The following is a 22552-nucleotide window of genomic DNA, read 5'->3' as shown; positions in this document are numbered from 1 at the left end:
TTAAAATTTTAAATAAAAGTTTTTTGTCAGATTTATATATTCAGGAGAATAGACATGTCTCTGTCCATTTTCCACTATTAATTCAGCGAATTGAGCCTCGCATTTCTGCAAACAAAATTCAAACAAATAACGCTTGGCGGGCTTCCCGGGATTAGGCAGAACTGAAATCTTTCTTTTCAAATAAAAGCCTGTTAATCCAGCCAATCTCTGAAAATATTCTCCTTCATCAACAGGCAGAACAACAGATAAAACTCCTGATTCTGTTAATAAATTCATGGCTCCATTCAACAAATCCTCAAAAGGCAAATAATCTGCATGGCGAGCCTGTGTCCGTGTTTCGCATTTCGCTTTTAAACCATTTAGAAAATAAGGCGGATTGCTTACAATCAAATCATACCTAACCGTTGTAATCTGGCAAAATTCCTGAAAAGAAAGATGAAATGCATTCAGTTTTGAAGTCCACGGGCAATTTGCGAAGTTATTAACAGCTTGTTGATAAGAAGACAATTCAATTTCAACGGCATCAATTTTCACATCGGAATTGGTTCTCTGTCCCATCATCATGGCAATCAATCCGGTTCCGGTTCCAATATCCAATATCCGATTGGCTTTGGAAATATCCACCCAAGCCCCCAATAGAACACCATCGGTTCCAACCTTCATTGCAGAGCCATTCTGATCGACCCTAAATTGCTTGAACTCAAAATAATTATTTGCCATTCTTCTTAAAATTTCTCAAAAGCACCCATACCAAATAAGGCATAGTCATATTTCACAGGATCTTTGGGATCTAATTTCCTAAGGTTTTCGGTAATTTCTTCAACAGCCTGCCAATCATTCTGTTTTCTGGTTAGCAAACCCAGTTTACGACCAACATTTCCAGTATGAACATCCAAAGGCAAATACAAATCTGCCGATGAAAGTTGATTCCACAAGCCAAAATCTACTCCCCGATCATCTTTCCGCACCATCCACCTCAAATACATATTCAATCGCTTGGCTGAGGATTTTTTCATTACATTCGAGATGTGTTTCTGACTTCTGTCCAAATGCTCAGTCTTGAAAAACACTTCCCTAAAATAGGCCAATGCACCCTTTACAGTACCTGAATCCTTTGCTCCCTTCGCGAAAACATCTTCCAACCCGCCATGATTCCGATAAATATTCTGCAGTGATTTTAGAAAAAAGATACAATCATCACCATTAAACGTGCGATGTTTAAATTGCTTAAAAACTTCCAAATCAAGATTGGATGCGTTCAGAATAAACTCATGAGGTTCTTGATCCATTCTTTCGACCAGCCATTTCGCGTTTCGAATAATTGTAGGTCTTTGCCCCCAGGCAATACTTGCACTTAAGAAACCGGCTATTTCAACATCTTCTTTTTTCGAAAAAGATCGTGGTATTTGTATGGGATCGGTGGTAATGAAAGATTCACGATTGTATAAATCGTATTTTTCATCCAAAAATTCCTTTAAACCGGCAAATGAAAAATTAGTCATGCCCATCGATCAGTCCATCTGAAATACTAATCTTCCGATCCGACATATCCGCCAATTCCATATCGTGAGTTACGATCACAAATGTTTGATTGAAACGGTCGCGTAAAGTAAAAAATAATTCGTGAAGCTCCTGACGCGTTTTAGAATCTAAATTACCGGAAGGTTCATCAGCCAAAATTACAATTGGATCATTAATCAGAGCCCTTGCTACTGCAACCCGTTGCTTCTCACCACCCGAAAGTTCGGAAGGTTTATGATCCATTCTATGACCCAAATTCAGCATTTCGAGCAATTCCATTGCCTTCGCAATGGCTTCCGATCTCGATTTTTTTGCAATATATGCTGGAATGCAAACATTCTCTAAAGCTGTAAATTCGGGAAGCAAATGATGAAACTGGAATACAAAACCAATATTCGAATTTCGAAATGCAGATAATTCTTTCTCATTGTATGAAGTGATATCAACACCATCAAAAAACACTTTTCCTGAATCGGGTCGGTCCAATGTCCCAAGTATTTGCAGAAGTGTAGTTTTGCCTGCACCACTGGCGCCAACAACAGAAACAATTTCTCCTTTTGTAATATTCAGGTCGATTCCTTTAAGAACATTAACCGTTCCAAAACTTTTTTTGATTTGATCAGCAGTTATCATACAGGTGAATTACTTTGTGAAAACCAAATATACATAAATCAGATAAACTGCAAACAGTAAAAATCCCTTCCATCGGTGAAGTTTCCCATTATTCAAAGGCAAAATCAATAAAAACAGAAGAAAAGACACCCCCAGCATAATAAGTATATCAAAAGATATGATTGGCTGACTAATGAAAATATTTTTGATAATTGATGTAACTCCCAACACTCCTAAAATATTGAATATATTAGAGCCAATAATATTTCCAATAGAGATATCCATCTCCTTCTTATAAGCTGCTACGGCAGAAGTAGCTAATTCGGGTACTGATGTGCCGAAAGCCACCAAAGTCAATCCGACTACACGTTCACTTACTCCAAAGTCGAGAGCGATATTTTTTGCACTGCCAACCAAAATATCAGCTCCAAAATACAAGCCAACCGAGGCAGCAAGAATTAGTAGTACTGCAACAAACATTGAATGCTCGGCTGTTTTAAATCCTATTATTACATCTCTGTTTTCCTTTCTTGATTTCCAAACCGTCCACACCATAAATACGATCAAAAGAATTACAAAAACAATTCCTTCATAGTACTCTAATTTCTGATTTAAAATAAACACATAAAACAGTAAGGATGCGCCCATCATAAAAGGCCAATCGAACTTTATGGAATTACTGCGAACAGGCAAAGGCATCAATATAGCTGTAAAACCAAGAACGAGGGCAATATTTGCAATATTAGAGCCAATAACATTGCCGATAGCAATATCAGGGCTGCCATGAAGAGCTGCTCCCAGACTCACAAAAAGCTCTGGTGCCGATGTTCCAAAAGCAACTACAGTAACTCCAACCACAAGTGTAGAAACCTTAAAATGAGAAGATAAGGCCACTCCTCCTTTTACCAACAAATTCCCGCTATATAAAAGAATAACGAAACCAACAAAGAGATACAAATAGTCCATTGAATTTAAAAAAAAATTCCACACTATATATTGGTGGAATGATTAAACCTAGAATATCGGATTACAGTTTTTTAGTAAGGTCATCCTTAAATTCCTTGATATGATCAAGAACTTCTGTTTCCTTTCTGATCTCGGATTTAATATCTTCCGTCGCCCGTTTGAATTCTTTCATTCCTTTCCCCAAGCCTTGAGCCAATTCAGGAATCTTTTTCGATCCGAACAACAGCAGAATAACAACTAGTACGACAACAATTTCACCGCCACTAATAAATAAAAGAATATTATCCATTTGATTCAAATTTTAAACAAATATACCGAAGAAATTTTAAATCATGAAGGTAGATTGCATTCGATTTGAACCTGAGCAAAAAAAATCCCCCGAACCATACGATCCGGGGGACAATTTTATAATTAATTTCTAATTATTTCTTTTTCGCAATCACTTTAGATACACGTAAACTTGTGTCATAAGAAATTGGAGTTGCAATAAATAGTGAAGAATATGTACCTACAATTACTCCAACTAACAAAGCAAATGTAAATCCTTGGATTGAAGTTCCCCCGAAAAGGAAGATGGCTAACAAAACAACCATAGTAGATAATGAAGTACTAAAAGTACGACGTAATGTACTATTCAAAGCACTATCCACAACCTCAACACGATCACGTTTTGGATGCAATCCAATATACTCACGGATACGGTCAAATACAACCACAGTATCATTAATAGAATAACCAACCACAGTAAGTATTGCGGCAATAAATGCCTGATCCACCTCAAGTGAGAATGGCAGCCATCCGTAACACAATGAGAAGATACCCAATACAATGATTGAATCGTGAGCCAAAGCAACAATCGCACCTAAACCATACTGCCAGTTCGAGAAACGAACCATGATGTAAAGGAAAATCACGATAAGAGCAAACAAGATTGACCAAACTGCAGACTGACGAATATCATCAGCAATAGTAGGACCCACTTTTTGCGACATCTTTCTATTGTTCTCAAGGAAATCAGTTTTAGAAGCTCCATTTAAATATGGTTGTAACCCTGTGTAAAGTAAACCTTCTACTTCATCATCAACTTCGTTTCCTGATTCATCAATTTTATATTTTGTGGTAATTTTCACCTGAGAATCACCACCAAAAGTTTTCACTTCAGGAGCATGTCCGTAAACAGTTTCCAACGACTTAGCAATAGCTTCAACCGAAACATCCTGATCAAAAGCAACAACATATGTCCTACCCCCGGTAAAATCGATACCTTGATTTAGACCTCTTGTTGCAAGAGAACCAATACTAACAAGAACCGCAATACCTGAAATCACATAAAACACTTTTCTTTTCTCAAGAAATTTAATGTGTGCATTACGTAACCAGTTATCCGTAAACTTAGTTGTAAAAGTAATGTTGCGGTTACGTTTAAGCGAACCTTCAATAATTATTCGAGTGATAAAAATTGCAGCAAATAAAGATGAGAAAATACCGACAACTAAAGTAGTTGCAAAACCTTTAATTGGACCTTCACCAAAAAGATAAAGAATAATACCAGTCAAAAGAGTTGTGATGTTACCATCAATAATCGCAGAATAGGCATTCTTGTATCCATCAGAAATAGCAAGACTCAATCCTTTTCCACCTTTCAGCTCTTCCTGAATACGCTCATAAATCAGTACGTTCGCATCCACCGACATACCGATTGTTAACACAATACCGGCAATACCAGGTAGAGTCAACACAGCACCCAATGAAGCCAGCACTCCAAAAATAAAGAACAAGTTGGCAACCAAAGCAATATTTGCAGTAAGACCTGCACCTTTACTATAGAAGAAAAACATATAAATCAACACCAACACAAAAGCAATGATGAATGACCACATCCCTTTTTGAATAGATTCCTGTCCCAAAGATGGCCCAACAACTTCATCAGCAATAATATGAGCAGGAGCAGGCAATTTACCTGACTTTAATATGTTTGCAAGATCTTTCGCCTCAGCAATGGTGAAATTACCACTGATACTGGACTGTCCGCCTTTTATTTCACTAATTACATTTGGAGCAGAATAAACATATCCGTCCAAAACAATTGCAATTGCGCGGTCAATGTTATCTTTAGTTAAACGAGCCCAAACTTTTGCTCCTTCACCACTCATACTCATCGAAACTTCAGCTTGTGCTTTGTTTTGATCAATTTGCTCGCGTGCAGAAGTAACAGCATCACCATCTAAAGGAGCTTTTCCATCACGGCTGGTTACTTTAATAGCAAACAATTCGAATACATTACCACCTTTATCAATTGGTTTAACCCCCCAAAAGAATTTCAAATTACGTGGCATTACTGATTGAACAGCCGGCATTGCCAAAATTTGATTTACTCTGGCAGTATCTTTAATATGAGACATACCAACAACTGCTTTCGAAGAACCTCTTTGTGTAGGATTCAAAACAGAAAACAATGGGTATTTTTTTGCAATTTCTTTTGCATTAAGGTCAGTAGTCGAATCTTTAGCTGTTTCTTCAATTTTGTCTAAAAGAGCAACATCTTCATCTTTTGCCTCTTCCTTCACCTCTTCTTTAGTAGCTTCTTTAGCTGCTTCGGCAGGCTCAGCCATTGTATTGATAGCTGCTAATTTTTCGTTCGCAGCATTTAAATATTGAGTTACTTCGTTAGCACTATAAGTTTCCCAGAATTCAAGACTTGCTGTTCCTTGCAGTAACTTACGTACACGAGCGGCATCTTTAATACCTGGAAGTTCAATAATGATACGTCCCGAAACATCAGCTTTTTGAATATTTGGCTGTGCAACACCAAAACGGTCAATACGGGAACGAAGAATGTTAAAGGTATTATCAATCGCTGCATCAGCTTCTTTTTTAATCACTTTTAACACCTCAGCATTAGAAGCACCAAAAGGAATTTTATCTTTCATCTCTAAAGTTCCGAAGATATCAGGAGAAGATAACTGAGCATTTGGATTGATTGATTCGAACGCTTCACCAAAAAGAACCACAAATTCTTTTTGACTATTCTTTTGCATCGCTTTGGCTTTTTCTATGGCAGCTACAAAAGTTTCATCCTTGCTATTATTGGCCATAGCCTTAATAATATCAATTACAGAAACCTCCATGGTAACGTTCATACCTCCCTTAAGGTCAAGACCAAGGTTCATCTCCAATTCCTTACACTCTTTGTAAGTGTAATCTTTAATCCAAAGAAAATTGTAAACTCCTTCACCCCTGATAGAGTCAAGATAAGCTTGTTCCTTCTTAATATCGCCGGCTCCGAACTCTTGAGCTTCCTTTTCAACTGATTTGGTAACGTAAGTAAATGTCAATTGATACAAACTCACTAACGCAAAGAGTATAGCGAGTAGACGAATCGCTCCTTTATTTCGCATGTGTTTAGGTTTATTTAATTCTTATTTATGTGGTATATAATATTCTTAACCGCAATTAACGCACAAATATATTAATTTTTTTCAAATTCCTTTGTTCAATAATCTCAGGTATTTAACCGACTTTACGTCTTTGGTGAAAGACATGGGATTTAAAGAATTCTCAATTCCAGAATTTTTCTTCCATAATCGATAATTGCTCCGTGTTTTAAAAGAAAGTCACTCCCAAGTAATCCGCAAATTTCCCGCTGACAGTGCTCCATGTACATCTCGTTTATTCCTGCCAAATCAATAATTGCACAATGAAAATCATTTACAAGAAGATCTCCTAATTGGAATGAATCTATCTTAACCATTTCGGTATTTAAACTTCCTTCCCCCAAACCCCGCGACTTTATTTCCGAGGTTTGATACTCAGACAAGGTGTAAGCAGGTACAAAATTCCGGTCTAAAACCGTTTTTGAAGCGCCGGTATCAATCACAAGATCTCCTTCATGACTACTATTTACTTTACATCTGATTAAAAGATGGAAACTTTCGGTTTCAAGTTCGATTATCTCTATTGGGATTTCAATTTTCATGGGCTTTCTGAACAAAGGACAGCAAATATACCAAAAGAACAGAATTTTGTGCCATAAATTACATAAAACCCTTAAAACATTAACAAAATAATAATCTATCTAAAAATTTTATAAATACTGATTTACAGATGACATTGTTCAGAATTTAAGGTGGAATTTATTTCTGTTTGATTTTACAAAACAAAAAAGGTTGTCTCTCATGGAGACAACCTCAATATTTTAGTAAATGAAATCTTCTAACTTAAGATAGAATATTCATTTCATCCAACACTTTCATTACAGATTTAACAGCCTCTGCTGATCCTTTCAACAATTCCATTTCCTCTGTGTTTAATTTCACTTCGATTACTTTCTCGATACCATTTTTACCTAAAACAACAGGTACTCCCAAGAAAATATCTTTCATTCCGTATTCTCCGTTCAACAGAGCACATACCGGGAAAATTCTTTTTTGATCACGAACAATAGCTTCTACCATTTGAGCTGCCGCAGCACCTGGAGCGTACCAAGCTGAAGTTCCCATCAGGTTTACCAATTCACCACCACCAAATTTAGTTCTTTCAATAATAGCATTCAATTTATCTTCTTCGATCAAATCGGTTACAGGAATACCTGCTACAGTGGTATAACGAGGAAGTGGAACCATAGTATCACCGTGTCCACCCATCAATAATGCCTGAATATCCTTAGGAGAAACATTTAATTCTTCAGCAAGAAAAGCACGGTAACGAGCTGTATCCAATACACCAGCCATACCAAATACTTTGTTAGATGCTTTTTTAGCTGTTAAGAAAGCAGCATAAGTCATAACATCTAAAGGATTTGACACGATAATGATGATTGCATCTGGAGAATGTGCAATTACATTTTCAGTAACCGATTTTACAATACCTGCATTGGTAGCGATTAAGTCATCACGACTCATTCCCGGTTTACGCGGAAGACCTGATGTAATAACAACAACCTCTGATCCTGCAGTAGCAGCATAATCATTAGTTACTCCTTTAACTCTTGTATCGTAATAATTAATCGGAGCAGTTTGCCACATATCCAGAGCTTTTCCCTCTGACAATCCATCTTTAATGTCAACAATAATTACTTCGTTTGCTAATTCCTTTTGGGCTATGCAATTTGCACAAGTTGCGCCAACATTTCCTGCACCTACAACGGTAATTTTCATAAGGCTTTAATCTTTGATTATATCTATTTGTATTCGTATCAATGGAGAATTTTTTCTTTATTGGCTAGCAAATATATACACAATGCCAGAAAATAATTCAGAAAAAGACCTGCTTTTCAACAGTCTCACTTAAATATATAAAAATTAGATTACAATTATCTAACTTCTGACATATTTAACTATTTCTAAACTGGGTATAAACACCCATACAGGCTCTTCTATTCAATAACGACAAACAGATCTGTTTATCAGAAGTCACATTTAGCAAGGAGAATAGGAATTCTGAGGTAAAATTAAATCGGAATAAATCTGATTAAATCGTTCCAAAAAAGCTTTAATTTTTTAAGATCGAGCAAATGCAAACGATTACGGAAAATTTTCTTTTATCAACAAAAAAAGCGCAGGAAAAATTAATTCCTGCGCTTCTCAAAAATAAATTATTATTTAATTATTTCCTTAATCTCTGAAATGATTTTTTCTGCCAATTGATTTGCTGTATCCTCATTTTCGCTCTCCGAATAAATTCGGATAATCGGTTCCGTATTTGATTTTCGAAGATGAACCCATTCCGATGCAAAATCAATTTTAACACCATCAATGTCATTCACTTTCTCATCTCTGTATTTCTCCTTCATTGCAACTAAAACCGCATCAACATCGATTTCCGGTGTCAGCTGAATTTTATTCTTGGAAATGAAATAATTCGGATAACCTGCTCGGAGCTCCGAAGCTTTTTTCTTTGTTTTTGCCATGTGCGTTAAGATCAATGCAACCCCAACCAAAGCATCTCTTCCATAATGACTTTCAGGGTAAATAATACCTCCGTTACCCTCACCACCAATTATCGCATTGTTCTCTTTCATTTTGGTAACGACATTCACCTCACCAACAGCCGAAGCTTCGTATGTTCCTCCATGTTTTTCTGTAACATCGCGCAAAGCACGGGTTGATGAAAGATTTGAAACAGTATTTCCAGGTGTATTTGCCAATACGTAATCAGCGCATGCCACCAATGTATATTCTTCACCAAACATGCTTCCATCTTCATTCACAATAGCCAAACGATCAACGTCCGGATCAACTACAAATCCTAAATCGGCCTTACCTTCCTTCATTGTCGAAGCAATTTCAGTTAAATGCTCTGGCAACGGCTCCGGATTGTGAGGAAATTGTCCGTTTGGTTCGCAATATAATTCTACAACATTTTCAACACCCAAGGCTTTCAATAATTGTGGAATTACAATACCTCCAACCGAATTTACTGCATCAACAGCAACCGTAAAATTTGCTTTTTTTATTGCATCAACATCAACCAACTTAAGTGTTAAAACATGATCAATATGCTTTTGGGTGTAATTATCTATATGAGAAAGCTGACCTAAATCATCTACATCTGCAAATAGAAAATCTTCATTATCAGCAATGGAAAGAACAATTTTTCCATCCTTATCGTTCAAAAACTCACCTTTTTCATCGAGTAGTTTTAATGCATTCCATTGTTTTGGATTGTGACTGGCAGTTAAAATAATACCTCCCTGAGCTTGTTCTTCGGTAACTGCAATTTCAGTGGTTGGTGTAGTTGCCAAGCCAATTTCCACAACATCAATTCCTAAGCCCAAAAGAGTGCCAACTACAAGCATATCGACCATTTCGCCGGAAATCCGGGCATCCCGTCCAACAACTACTTTTACCTTTTGCCCGTTGTTTCTTCGTAATACCCAAGTACCATATGCTGCTGAAAATTTCACAACATCAAGAGGACTTAATCCATCTCCAACCTTACCGCCAATCGTTCCTCTGATTCCGGAAATTGATTTAATTAATGCCATATTATTTATCAAGTTTTAATGTTTACTGATTCTTAAAAAAAGATTCTGAACAAACATTCAGCACCTAATTTGTATGACAAATTTATAATTTCGATCAAGAGTAAAAAAGCAAAACTGAAATTGATTTTCTTTATTTCACTTTTTTAACTGGTGTAATTAATATATTCTTTGATTATTAGTACCTTTGCAGGTTCAGAACAATGATCATTTACTCAAAAATGGAAGAAAAAAAATACGGGAAAGATAGAAGAGAGAAATCTTCTTTTAGATCAAAAACAGAAAACGACAAGAAATCTGGTGGTACAAATCCGCGATTCAAAAAGGATTCAGAATCACGCAACAATGAGGGGAAATCAGAATATCCCCGACAACGAAGAGACAATTCAGAAAAACCTTTTCAAAGAGAGAACACAAGATCACAATCATCAAGAAAATCTGATGGTGACAGTTCGGAAAGAGGTTCCGACAGAAGAAGATCCGGATCGGAAGAGCCAAATCGCAAATTTGGCAGGGATTCGGATTCAAGAAATCGAAATACTGGCAGCAGATCAGAAAGTTCTGACAGACGCAACAGTGATTCCTACAGAACTTCACGAGGTTCTGATTCAAGATCAGGATCATCAAGAAGATCTGACGACAACAGATCTGAAAAAGACTCTTACAGAGGAAAACCCCGATTTGGAGACTCAACCAGTAAATTTGGCCGGGATTCAGAATCACGAGATCACAACTATGGCGGCAGATCAGAAAATTCTGACAGAAGAAGACACAGATCTGAAGACTCAAACTTCAGACCGGGAAGAGATTCTGACCGCTCAAAAAGAGGAGGAGAAAGATCAGAATTCACAGAAAACAAAAAAAGATTTGCAGACGATTTTGATGAAGATCAAGATTCTACTGCAAAACCTTATGATCGTTTTAAAAACAAACCCGATAAAGAAACGCTTCAAAAAAAGCATTACAGCAAGAAAAAACAACTGGCTTTTGCTAAACTATCAGGTCCGGAAGATGGTATCCTTAGGCTTAACAAATACATTTCGAACACAGGAGCATGCTCAAGAAGAGCTGCTGACCTGCGAATTGAAGAAGGCAGAATAACCGTTAACGGCGAAATCGTTAAAGAGGTTGGCACCAAAGTAAACATTGATGATGTAGTTTGCATGGATGGTAAACAACTGGAGGCCGAAGCAAAAGTCTATTTGGTTTTAAACAAACCCAAAGATTTTGTGACTACTCTTGATGATCCTCTGGGAAGAAAAACGGTTATGGATTTAATTCGTCATGCATGTCCTGAAAGAGTTTATCCTGTAGGGAGACTGGATCGTATGACTACCGGGGTTTTAATTTTCACCAACGATGGCGATTTAACAAAACGTCTTACTCATCCGAGCTACAACAAAAAAAAGATTTACCATGTATTCCTTGACAGACCAATTTCTCAGGAAGAACTAGATCAGGTAATTGCCGGACTGGAATTAGAAGACGGAGAAATTAAGGCTGATGCCATTAGTTTTACCAGTGAAACTGATAAAACTCAGGTTGGAATAGAAATCCATTCGGGCCGAAACAGAATTGTTCGACGCATTTTTGAGCATCTGGGTTACGAAATCGAAAAATTGGACCGCGTACTTTTTGCAGGAATCACAAAGAAAAACATCCCAAGAGGGAAATGGAGATTCCTAAGCGAAAAAGAGGTAAACATGCTTAAAATATATTAAACAATAGATTATTAGATTTTAGATATGAGATATTAGACTGATTTACACTTCGCTTATTTTCAAATCTTTACACTGAAACACCCATTAAGCAAATCATCTTAATAATCAGATATTTACAAAAACGTAACGAACTATTGTATTAAGAAACTGTTTAAATTTATTTTTAGAAATTTTTATCGAAGAAAAAAAAACTCAGAATAAGGCAAATTTGATGCGAATAGTGGTTCTATTTAAAGATAATTTAACGGAATTATGAGGTTTTTGACTTATAAAAAGCGAAAATATAAATTTTTAAACAGTTTCTAAGCATTGCAAACATTTGCCCGACACACAACAGCATAAAAAATCCCGGCATCACTGCCGGGATTTTTTTTGATATATTGTATTCTTAAAATTGCTTCAGCAAATTAGCCATCTCAATGGCAGATACCGCGGCTTCGAATCCCTTGTTTCCAGCTTTAGTTCCGGCACGTTCAATAGCCTGCTCAATAGAATCGGTAGTTAAAACACCAAAAATAACAGGCACTTCCGAATCTAAGGAAACACTTGCAACTCCTTTAGTTACTTCGCTCGACACATACTCAAAATGAGGAGTTGAACCTTTAATTACCGCACCCAAACAAATAACCGCATCGTATTTGCCGCTTTTTGCCATCTTCTTGGCAATCAATGGAATTTCAAATGCTCCGGGAACCCAGGCGACATCTACATCATCGGTTGAAGCTCCATGACGGTTGATAGCATCCAAAGCACCTGCCAACAATTTACCTCCAATAAATTCGTTAAAACGACCGGCAACAATACCGAATTTTAAATCTTTCGCAATAAGCTTACCTTCAATAATATTCATTTTATTTGATTTTAGATGTGAGAAATGAGATTTTAGCTGCGAGATTACTCTTCTTCAAAAAGCAATTCTTGTTACCTCATTCACTCATTAACACATATACTTATTTTATCTTTTTATCATCGTTTTGCAAATTCCACTTTACATCCTGATGCAATAGATGCCCCATTTTATTCATTTTGGTCTGCAGATAGAATTCATTCTTTTCATTGCAAGTCATTTCAATCTCTTCACGTGCAACAATCTTCAATCCATATCCTTTTAAACCAGCAACTTTCAGCGGATTATTGGTCATTAAAGTCAAATTCTTAACACCCAATTCAGCTAAAATAGCGGCACCAATACCATAATCACGTAAATCGGCCTTAAATCCTAATGCCAAATTTGCTTCAACAGTATCCATCCCCATATCCTGAAGCTGGTAAGCCTTTAATTTATTAATTAAACCAATTCCCCGGCCTTCCTGACGCATATATAACAACACACCTCTACCAGCCTCTTCGATTCTTCGCAAAGCTTCCTGCAGCTGATCGCCGCAGTCGCAACGCATAGAACCAAACGCATCACCGGTTAAACATTCAGAATGAACCCGAACCAACACAGGTTCAGAAGTATCAATATCTCCTTTTACCAAAGCGACATGATGCTCACCGGTAATTTTATTGACAAAACCATGAGCTCTAAATTCGCCATGTTTTGTTGGCATTGCTGTTTCAGTTACTTTTTCGATTACGCTCTCTGTTTGTCTGCGATACTCGATCAAATCAGCAATCGTAACCATTTTTAAATCATGCTTTTTGATGTATTCTCTGAGCTGAGGAACACGGGCCATAGTCCCATCCTCATTCATAATTTCACAAATCACACCTGCCGGATACAGTCCAGCCATTCTTGCCAGATCAACAGCTGCTTCGGTGTGCCCAGCACGAACCAAAACTCCATTTTTACGTGCTACCAAAGGAAAAATATGTCCCGGACGGGTAAAATCTTCCGCTTTGGCATTCTTATCAAACACTTTTTGTATTGTATGCGCACGTTCGTGAGCAGAAATGCCGGTTGAACAATCTGCAGCATCAATACTTACGGTAAAGGCCGTTTGCTTCGCATCAGTATTATGGTACACCATCATATCGATATTCAACTCATCCAAACGTTCCTTTATAATTGGCATACAAATCAATCCTCCAGCCTGTCGGGCCATAAAATTGATTGCCTCAGGAGTAACCATTTCCGCCGCCATCAACAAATCCCCCTCATTTTCACGATCTTCATCGTCAACCACCACAATCATCTTCCCTAATTTGATGTCTTCAATCGCTTCTTCAATTGTATGAAATTTCATAGTTTATTTATTTAGATATGAGATGTTAGATTCTAGATATGAGTTTAAAAACCTCTCGAAAATATTCACCTCTTATTTTTCTATTATTTTTTAATCTTATGCAAATCCATTCTCTTTGAGGAAATTCATCGAAATATCCGATTTCTCCACCTGAGCACTTTCCTCATCTCTATGAAACAAGAATTTCTCAATATACTTTGCAGTTATATCGCATTCCAGATTTACTTTTTCTCCCTTTTTCTTAGAAGTTAAAGTTGTATCTTCCTGTGTAAGCGGAATAATTGAAACTTTAAAAATTTTCTCATCCACATAAGCCACAGTCAAACTGATACCATCAATGGCAACAGAACCTTTCTCCACAATATATTTCAATATATTACCAGGTGCTGCAATGCTAACCCAAATGGCATTATCATCATGCTCCCTGCCTGCAACTTCGCCCAAACCATCAATATGTCCACTTACCATATGACCACCCATTCGGTCGCCAACGCGAAGAGCCCGCTCTAAATTCACGCGGCTTCCCGCTCCCAACAATCCGAAATTTGTTCGGCTCATTGTCTCCGGCATAACATCTGCCGAAAAACCAGTAGAATTAAAGCTAACCACTGTCAAACAAATTCCATTGGCTGCAATACTATCACCCAGCTTCACATCATCCATAATTTTACGGGCCGAAACGGTCAATCGAATTGACTTGCCTCCACCTTGAATGGACTTAATGCTTCCTATTTCTTCAATTAAACCTGTAAACATTTTTTCAATTATCAGTTATTTGTAAACAGCTATCAGATTACAAAGCATCCACTATCTGCTACACTTTTTTTATTTTTCCGGTCAGCATCAGATCATTTCCAAGCTGACCTATTTTAATATTCTCCAATTCGATGGCATCTTTCATAAATTTGATTCCTTCGCCGCCGACCGGTGATTTAGAATTGGCACCACCAATAATTTTTGGGGCAATAAACGACATTACCTCATCAACAATGCCTGCTTCCAAAGCCGAAAAATTAAGCGTTGCTCCTCCTTCCAGTAAAATGCCGTCTACACCTTCACTCCCAAGCTTCACCATTAAATCAGCAAGATCAACTCTTCCATTTCTGGATTTGACAACCAAAACGATATTTCCCAAATCTCTAATTTGAGAAATCTTTAGTGAGTCAGCCTTTTCTGTTACCGCCACAATTGTTTTAGACTGAACACCCGTATTCAATATTTTTGATTCCAAAGGAATCCGAGCAGTACTGTCCACCACTATCCTTACCGGATTTCGTCCTTCTCCTTTTTCCAATCTGGTCGTCAGCATCGGATCATCGGCAATCACCGTATCAACACCAATCATGATTCCTGCCAGTTCATTTCTTAACTGATGAACACGCGCCCGTGATTTTTCGTTGGAAACCCAACGGGAATCACCCGTTTCACTGGCAATTTTCCCATCCAGAGTCATGGCTGTTTTCATCACCACATAGGGAATTCTATTTTGAATAAATTTCAGAAAAACACGATTCATCTGACTTAATTCTTCGCACAAATAATCGTATTCAACCTCAATTCCATTATCCTCTAATAACTTCACCCCTTTTCCCGCCACCAATGGATTTGGATCCAACATCCCAATCACCACTTTAGCAATTTTATTTTTCACGATTGCTTCGGCGCAAGGCGGTGTTTTTCCATAATGAGAGCATGGTTCCAAAGTAACATACATTATTGCTCCTTCTACAGATTCTGTTGCAGACAGAAATGCATTTACCTCAGCATGCGGCCCACCAAAATATTCATGATATCCTTCCCCGATAATTTTATTATCACGAACAATTACAGCACCAACCAAAGGATTAGGATTTACTCTTCCTATTCCCTTTTTAGCCAACTCGAAGGCTCTTTGCATGTATTGATACTCTTTACTCATTTGCATAAAAACAAAAAGCCCTGAATAGTTCATTAAACTATTCAGGGCATCTATTATAGGTATAGCCAAATGGAAATAATTTCCATTGACATGAAATCAATCAAATTGATCAATTGTTTTTCTTCTCCCATCCAGACTGTACTGTCGGTACTGGAATCACACCAGTTCAATCTCGTTAAAGATTCGCGGACTATCACCGCCGGTCGGGAATTTCACCCTGCCCTGAAGAAACAATAAAATATGTTAGAACAAGATTTCATCTCTTATTCTGCTACAAATATATAGTTTTAGAAAATAAAAACAAATCACACAAACAGTCTTTGCAACACACTGCAAAATCAAAACATTAAAACTTAAGCCACACCTGCACTTCGAATTAGGACTTTTAAACCATTATATATTGATATTTCTATAAAAATCTTTATTCCATCTTAATGAGTGGCAGACATTTTCGTAAATGGTATTAATTGTACTATCTTTGCAAAAATTTTTAAATCACTAAATTGGAGTACATATGCCTCATAAATCAGGTTTTGTAAATATTATTGGAAATCCCAACGTTGGGAAATCAACCTTAATGAATAATTTGGTTGGGGAACGCATCTCAATTATTACGTCGAAATCACAAACTACGCGTCACCGAATTAAAGGAATTGTTAATGGTGATGATTTTCAAATTGTATACTCTGATACACCAGGGGTTTTGCAGCCAAACTACAAGCTTCAGGAGTCGATGATGAAATTTTCAACTTCGGCATTGGTTGATGCTGACGTTATTTTATATGTTACCGACGTTATTGAAACCATCGATAAAAACGAAGAATTCCTTAAAAAGGTACAAAATTCTGACATCCCGGTTCTTTTGCTGATCAACAAGATTGATTTATCTGATCAGGAAAAATTAAATAAACTGGTAGACAGATGGAAAGTAACACTTCCTAAAGCTGAAATATTCCCAATGTCGGCAACTGAGAATTTTAACGTTCCGAATTTGTTTAACCGCATTTTGGAATTATTGCCGGAAGGTCCTCCTTTTTTCGCGAAAGACGAACTAACAGATAAACCATCCCGCTTTTTTGTTAACGAGATTATTAGAGAAAAGATACTGACCAACTACGACAAAGAAATTCCATATTCGGTAGAAGTAGTTGTTGAAGAATTTAAAGATGAGCCTAAAATTATCAACATTATGGCAGTAATTAATGTGGAAAGAACTTCACAAAAAGGAATCATCATTGGACACCAGGGGAAAGCACTGAAGAAAGTTGGAACTGAAGCCCGACTGGATATGGAAAAATTCTTTGGGAAAAAGGTGTTTTTAAAACTATACGTTAAAGTTGCAAAAGACTGGAGAAGCAAAGACTCTCATTTAAAAGATTTCGGATACAATCAATAAGTTCAAAACTGTATTGACAAATCGGAGAAATCTTTAGGATTTTAATCAAATGAATAAGAATTACACGCAGAGATTGCGTTAGAAAAATAAAATAATGAGCAATATAGTTGCAATCGTAGGAAGACCAAATGTTGGAAAATCTACACTTTTTAATCGATTATCAGGTACCAGAAAAGCAATCGTAAACGAAACTGCTGGTGTTACCCGTGATCGTAATTACGGTAAATCTGAATGGAATGGCATAGAATTCTCTATTATTGATACCGGAGGCTACGCTACGAATTCAGACGATATTTTTGAAGAGGAAATCCGCAAACAGGTAATGATTGCCATTGAGGAAGCCGATTCTATTCTATTTGTTTTAGATGTGCAGCACGGAATCACAGATTTAGATTCGGCTGTTGCAGGAATACTTCGACGAACCAAAAAGAAAGTTTATTTAGTTGCAAATAAAGCCGATAATTCGGATTTAATTTTTGCTGCTAATGAATTCTATTCTATTGGAATGGAAGGAGAAGTTTTCCCAATTTCAGCCGTTAATGGATCGGGAACCGGAGATTTACTGGATGCAGTCGTAAATGATTTTGAGATCAAACAAAACGATGATGATGAAGGTCTTCCAAGAATAGCATTTGTTGGTCGTCCTAACGTAGGAAAATCATCAACTGTGAACGCTTTGGTTGGAATCGACCGAAATATTGTGACTGATGTTGCAGGAACAACAAGAGATTCAATTCATACCCGGTTTCAAAAATTCGGTCATGATTTTATCATGGTAGATACTGCCGGGGTTCGTAAGAAACCAAAAGTGCACGAAGATCTTGAATTCTATTCGGTAATGCGATCAATCAGAACAATTGAAAGCGCTGATGTTTGTGTATTAATTTTAGATGCAACACGCGGTCTAGAAGCTCAGGATTTAAGTATTCTTGACATTATTCTCAACAATCGCAAAGGAGTTGTAATCATGATTAACAAATGGGATTTGGTGGATAAAGAAACCAATACCATGAAAGAATTCGAAGAAGAAATTAGAAACCGAATTGCACCTTTTAAAGATGTTCCAATTATTTTCACCTCTGCCATTACAAAACAACGATTAATTCAAGTTTTGGAATCGGCACTTGAGGTTTATGAGAATCGTATTCGTAAAATACCAACATCTGAACTAAACAATGTGATGCAAAAAGTAATTGCAGCTCTTAATCCTCCTGCTCTGAAAGGAAAGTTCATAAAAATAAAATATGTAACACAATTACCAACTCACGCACCAACATTTGCATTCTATTGCAATCTGCCTCAATACATTAAGGATCCTTACAAAAGATATCTTGAGAATCAGATCCGCAAAAACTGGTCGTTTACCGGGGTGCCGATTCAAATTTTTGTGAGAAAGAAATAAGTGTTGCACACAGCACAATCATTAGCCGATTCAGTTTTTCTGAGTCGGTTTTTTTTGTCATTAAAGGGAAAAATATTTTTGATAACTAAAATTTTAGTTATATTTAAATCCTAATCATAAACCCAAGACATGAAACAAATCATCCTCCTACTTCTGTTAAGTATAGCAATTAACATCCCTGCAAGTTTTTCTCAAAAAGCAACTAAGGCAGATCAACTCCTGTATTCGGAACAATACTCCAAAGCAATTCCAATGCTTGAGCAAATGATAAAAAAAGACAGCTTAAACAGTCTCTTGTATTTTCAACTTGGCAAAGCCTTTCAAAACCTTAACAAAGACAAGTTAGCTATCATCAATTATCAAAAAGCCAACTCTTTAAACAATAATTCCAAAACAATACTCTTGAATTTAAGTTCCTGTCTGTACTCATTAGGAAATTATCCCGGAGCAGAGAAGTATCTTTCCAATTTACATTCCATCGATTCCTCTGATTATCAAGTCAACTTACTTCTGGCAAAAACCCTTTCCGGTCAAAATAAACTCAAAGAAAGCTTAAAAATCTATAAACAAATCATCCAAACGGATTCATTAAATCCTTTCATTTACAAACAAATAGGGAATTTAAAAGACCGAATGCAGAATTTCACAGGATCTTTGTCTTCTTATATGATTTCGTACGAACTCAACCCTGATGACTTATCTGTATTGGTTCATATTATCCAACAACTTTATGAAATGGCCGCTTACCAGCAAGCATTGGAATACTGTTCAAAGGGATTGGCAACCTATCCGGACAACACCATACTGCTAAAGAAAAAGGCTCAGGTTTTAATTGGATTGGAATGGTACGACAATGCCTTAACTATTTTAAAAGATCTTAAAGCATCCAACAACCTAACTGATGCCGAACACAGACAACTGGGAATTTGCTACATGCAGACCCGGCAATATGAAGATGCATTAACTGCTTTTGCAAGTTGTGGCCCAACCTTTGATAAAGACCCAATGATTAATTTCCATACAGGAATTTGTTATGCCCGATTGAATCAACACGAGAAAGGGATTAAATTTTTGGAAGATGCTCTTTTTTATATCACTTCACCTATTGAAGCCTCAATGCATTTGTATTTGGCAAAATCGTACGGAGCAACCAGACAATTTGAAAAAGCGACAGCATCCTATCTGAATCTTATTGAAATAGATAACACGAACCCAGATATTCTTTACGAAATTGCAACAACCTACGAAGAGTATGGGGAAAATAAAGATAAAGCACTGGATTATTACACCAAATTCCTCCAGCAAACCTCCGACATAGACGATCCTAAATATGAATATGCAAAATCGCGAATACTTCATATCAAGGAAATCCTTCACTTCGGGAGATAATTCAATTAGTATTTGAATTGAAAATCGACGAAATCAAATAATCACTATCTGCGCAGGGACATTGATTGTTAAATATCTATCGGCATTATACCAACTCATCTTGATTTTAAAATGGTATAATATACCTATAAGTAGGTATTGTCCGCAAGTTCGGAGAAACTAATTTTGTACAGATAAAACATGCCGGCGACAACTGAAACCAAATGGTATTCAAAAAATCTTTTGCCATAAGATAATTTTTAGTGTTATTCCTCCATTTGGTTTCGTTTTTCGGCTGCATTCTTCATGCGTTTTTGCGGATATTCCACACTTTTTATTAATTTAGATTAATTAAAAAAAACAAGCTATGCGTATTAAAAAGGATATGAAGCTGGCTGATGTAATTCAATTGAATTATATGCTCATTCCAGTCATTCACCGTTTTGGAATCAATTTGGGATTTGGAGACAAAACCGTTGCTGATGTTTGCAGGGAAAACGAGGTCGACATAAACTTCTTTTTACAGCTTGTAAACGCGTATCACGATAAAGATTACTTCCCAAAAGAAGAGCTTCAAACTATTCCGGTTAAGAATATTGTCAACTATCTTAAAATGACTCATTCAAGTTATTTAAATGATAAATTATCAGAAATTGAACAGAAAATTATCTCTCTTCAATCAGAAGACACTGAAGATCAGAAATACATTCTGCTGATCAGAAACTTCTTTGAGGGATATAAATCTGAGCTGACAGAACACATCATGCATGAGGAAAATGTGGTTTTCCCATATGTTTTAGCTGTTGAAGAAATCATTAAGAATCAAAATTTTACTGAAAGAAACCGTGAAATTTTCGAATCATTTTCCATTGAAAAATATGAGGAAGGGCATAATGATGTAGAAGAAAAACTGATGGATTTAAAAACCATCATGATCAAATATCTTACGCCTCCGGCAAACAGCACACTTTACCATACAATTATACAGGATCTGTTCAAATTAGAGGAAGATTTGAACTATCATTCCAGAATTGAGGATAAGGTACTCACTCCTAAAGTTATCTTAATGGAAAAATCGATCTGCAATCTTATTTAAATTCTAGCTATGGCAAGATCTACGATTCTTATTGCTGATAATTCGTGCATGATCCGAAAAGGACTCCGGTCAATTCTTCAAAATCTGGAGAACTCTGAGGTAATTCAGCTTATCGATAATAAGGAGGATGTATGTGGAATTGTACACAAAAGAAAACCAGATATTCTCATTATTAATCCAGACATGCTGCCAGGTGATTGTCTGGATGTAAAGAGGGAACTTTTCAATGAAAATAAACTCTCTCTGATCTTGTTATCGAACAAGAAAAACATTAAAAATGACTTAAAGGCAGATGGTTATATCAATTATATGGATGGCCAAAATACCATTCTTGATATGATGCAGGAAATTCTAAATAAAAATAACAAAAGTTCATTTCCTAATAAAAATTCAGAAACAATTAGTTCCCGTGAGAAAAATATCTTAAAACATATTGCTCTTGGATTAACCAATAAAGAAATTGCCGATCAATTATTCATCAGCATTCATACCGTGGTTACTCACCGTAAAAACATCACACAAAAATTGGGTATTAAATCGGTATCAGGATTAACCGTATATGCCATTTTGCACAATCTTATTTCTATGGACGAGGTAAAATAGTTACAATTCTACCTCAACTCCGGCTTCTAAATTTATCGTTTTAAAATATTTTTTAAACTCATCCTGAACAAGAAAGCTTGTGCAATGTGTTGCTCCCAATATTTCCAATTTTTCTTCCTGAAAAAAGCCTGCAGTTTTCTGAAAAACTTCATCCAGTTTCTTTAAATGAAAACCTCCCAACACCACATAAACCTTATCCTCTCCACAAACATCTTTTGCGTAAGTCACTGTATTGCAAATGCCGGCGTGCGCACATCCACTGATCACGATCAATCCTTTTTCACTCTTAATGGCAAGCGCAGAATCATCAGCAACAAAATCCGGCGATCCATCTTCCAGGAGGAAAGTTGTTGATTGAGATTCAAAATCATTTAATCTTGGAATTTCACCCAGATAAACCATTTTCTCACTGATCCAAACCGGTAATTTTGACTCCTTCAATTCAAATTGTGCAGCAATCTCATTTCTTGTCATTTTTAGGCCAACAGTAGTCTTGCTTTCCTTTCGGAATCGAAGAGAAAATGAATCCGGATGCGTAATCAAACGTTTCCCCGCCACAAACTGCAAACCATCACCATGATCCCAATGACCATGACTCAAAACCAGAGTATTGATTTCATCCAAATCAACCCCCATTTTAGCCGCATTCTCGATAAAAAGAGAATTTGGGCCAACATCGAATAAAATTTTTTCATCGGCCTCAATCACGGCCGAAAAACCATGAACTGCCTCAAAACCATCTTTCGCGGTATTATCTACCAGTATTTTTATAATCATC

At 36.7% G+C, this 22552-nt stretch carries 20 protein-coding genes and 1 riboswitch; of the genes, 6 read left to right on the top strand and 14 right to left on the bottom strand.

The window, feature by feature from the left end:
- The 9 genes from ACHZAX_RS00720 to glmM form a co-directional block, all read right to left on the bottom strand.
- Entirely contained in the window at positions 1-720 is a 720-nt protein-coding gene (locus ACHZAX_RS00720; RefSeq protein WP_320017674.1) for a tRNA1(Val) (adenine(37)-N6)-methyltransferase, read from the bottom strand.
- A 5-nt stretch (positions 721-725) separates the two neighbouring features.
- A complete protein-coding gene (locus ACHZAX_RS00715; RefSeq protein WP_320017673.1) occupies positions 726-1502 on the bottom strand; it encodes a TIGR02757 family protein in 777 nt (258 codons plus the stop codon).
- A complete protein-coding gene (locus ACHZAX_RS00710) occupies positions 1495-2154 on the bottom strand; it encodes an ABC transporter ATP-binding protein (RefSeq protein WP_320017672.1) in 660 nt (219 codons plus the stop codon). The genes ACHZAX_RS00715 and ACHZAX_RS00710 overlap by 8 nt, the downstream gene beginning before the upstream one ends.
- Positions 2155-2163: 9 nt before the next feature.
- A complete protein-coding gene (locus ACHZAX_RS00705; protein ID WP_101309640.1) occupies positions 2164-3099 on the bottom strand; it encodes a calcium/sodium antiporter in 936 nt (311 codons plus the stop codon).
- A 61-nt stretch (positions 3100-3160) separates the two neighbouring features.
- Positions 3161-3388, bottom strand: coding sequence for a twin-arginine translocase TatA/TatE family subunit (tatA, locus tag ACHZAX_RS00700; RefSeq protein WP_101309639.1), 228 nt, complete (start codon positions 3386-3388; stop codon positions 3161-3163).
- Between the two features lie 133 nt (positions 3389-3521).
- Positions 3522-6497 carry a protein translocase subunit SecDF gene (secDF, locus tag ACHZAX_RS00695; protein ID WP_101309638.1) on the bottom strand — a complete coding sequence of 992 codons (2976 nt, stop codon included), beginning with the start codon at positions 6495-6497 and terminating at the stop codon, positions 3522-3524.
- 149 nt (positions 6498-6646) lie between these two features.
- Complete coding sequence (locus ACHZAX_RS00690; RefSeq protein WP_101309637.1) at positions 6647-7075, bottom strand: retropepsin-like aspartic protease; 429 nt, start codon at positions 7073-7075, stop codon at positions 6647-6649.
- Between the two features lie 241 nt (positions 7076-7316).
- Positions 7317-8255, bottom strand: a complete 939-nt coding sequence (gene mdh / locus ACHZAX_RS00685) for a malate dehydrogenase (RefSeq protein WP_101309636.1) — start codon at positions 8253-8255, stop codon at positions 7317-7319.
- Between the two features lie 440 nt (positions 8256-8695).
- Positions 8696-10084, bottom strand: a complete 1389-nt coding sequence (gene glmM, locus ACHZAX_RS00680; RefSeq protein WP_320017671.1) for a phosphoglucosamine mutase — start codon at positions 10082-10084, stop codon at positions 8696-8698.
- Positions 10085-10302: 218 nt separating this feature from the next.
- Between glmM and ACHZAX_RS00675 the strand changes: the two genes are divergently transcribed.
- A complete protein-coding gene (locus ACHZAX_RS00675) occupies positions 10303-11802 on the top strand; it encodes a pseudouridine synthase (protein ID WP_320017670.1) in 1500 nt (499 codons plus the stop codon).
- A 388-nt stretch (positions 11803-12190) separates the two neighbouring features.
- Here ACHZAX_RS00675 and ribH read toward each other — a convergent pair whose 3' ends face one another.
- The 4 genes from ribH to ribD form a co-directional block, all read right to left on the bottom strand.
- A complete protein-coding gene (gene ribH / locus ACHZAX_RS00670) occupies positions 12191-12652 on the bottom strand; it encodes a 6,7-dimethyl-8-ribityllumazine synthase (RefSeq protein WP_101309634.1) in 462 nt (153 codons plus the stop codon).
- Between the two features lie 100 nt (positions 12653-12752).
- Positions 12753-13991, bottom strand: coding sequence for a bifunctional 3,4-dihydroxy-2-butanone-4-phosphate synthase/GTP cyclohydrolase II (locus tag ACHZAX_RS00665; RefSeq protein ID WP_101309633.1), 1239 nt, complete (start codon positions 13989-13991; stop codon positions 12753-12755).
- 96 nt (positions 13992-14087) lie between these two features.
- Positions 14088-14747: a riboflavin synthase gene (locus ACHZAX_RS00660; RefSeq protein ID WP_320017669.1), complete on the bottom strand. Its 660-nt coding sequence runs from the start codon at positions 14745-14747 to the stop codon at positions 14088-14090.
- Between the two features lie 58 nt (positions 14748-14805).
- Complete coding sequence (ribD, locus tag ACHZAX_RS00655; RefSeq protein ID WP_320017668.1) at positions 14806-15978, bottom strand: bifunctional diaminohydroxyphosphoribosylaminopyrimidine deaminase/5-amino-6-(5-phosphoribosylamino)uracil reductase RibD; 1173 nt, start codon at positions 15976-15978, stop codon at positions 14806-14808.
- Positions 15979-16024: 46 nt separating this feature from the next.
- Positions 16025-16143: riboswitch (FMN riboswitch) on the bottom strand.
- A gap of 280 nt (positions 16144-16423) precedes the next feature.
- Between ribD and era the strand changes: the two genes are divergently transcribed.
- The 5 genes from era to ACHZAX_RS00630 all read left to right on the top strand — a co-directional run bounded on the left by era (position 16424) and on the right by ACHZAX_RS00630 (position 21774).
- Positions 16424-17305: a GTPase Era gene (era, locus tag ACHZAX_RS00650; RefSeq protein WP_101309631.1), complete on the top strand. Its 882-nt coding sequence runs from the start codon at positions 16424-16426 to the stop codon at positions 17303-17305.
- A gap of 94 nt (positions 17306-17399) precedes the next feature.
- Positions 17400-18707, top strand: coding sequence for a ribosome biogenesis GTPase Der (gene der / locus ACHZAX_RS00645; protein WP_320017667.1), 1308 nt, complete (start codon positions 17400-17402; stop codon positions 18705-18707).
- Between the two features lie 129 nt (positions 18708-18836).
- Complete coding sequence (locus tag ACHZAX_RS00640; protein ID WP_320017666.1) at positions 18837-20096, top strand: tetratricopeptide repeat protein; 1260 nt, start codon at positions 18837-18839, stop codon at positions 20094-20096.
- Between the two features lie 346 nt (positions 20097-20442).
- Positions 20443-21171 (top strand): hemerythrin domain-containing protein, encoded by a 729-nt coding sequence (locus ACHZAX_RS00635; RefSeq protein ID WP_101309628.1) that lies wholly within the window; start codon positions 20443-20445, stop codon positions 21169-21171.
- A gap of 9 nt (positions 21172-21180) precedes the next feature.
- Positions 21181-21774, top strand: coding sequence for a response regulator transcription factor (locus ACHZAX_RS00630; protein WP_320017665.1), 594 nt, complete (start codon positions 21181-21183; stop codon positions 21772-21774).
- On the opposite strand, the gene ACHZAX_RS00625 is transcribed toward ACHZAX_RS00630, so the two are convergent.
- Positions 21775-22551: an MBL fold metallo-hydrolase gene (locus ACHZAX_RS00625; protein ID WP_320017664.1), complete on the bottom strand. Its 777-nt coding sequence runs from the start codon at positions 22549-22551 to the stop codon at positions 21775-21777. It lies immediately after the preceding gene.
- Between the last annotated feature and the right edge of the window lies 1 nt (position 22552).

The sequence above is a fragment of the Labilibaculum manganireducens genome (genome assembly GCF_963665805.2).
Lineage (GTDB): Bacteria > Bacteroidota > Bacteroidia > Bacteroidales > Marinifilaceae > Labilibaculum > Labilibaculum manganireducens.
This window is presented reverse-complemented; position numbering and strand designations above follow the sequence as displayed.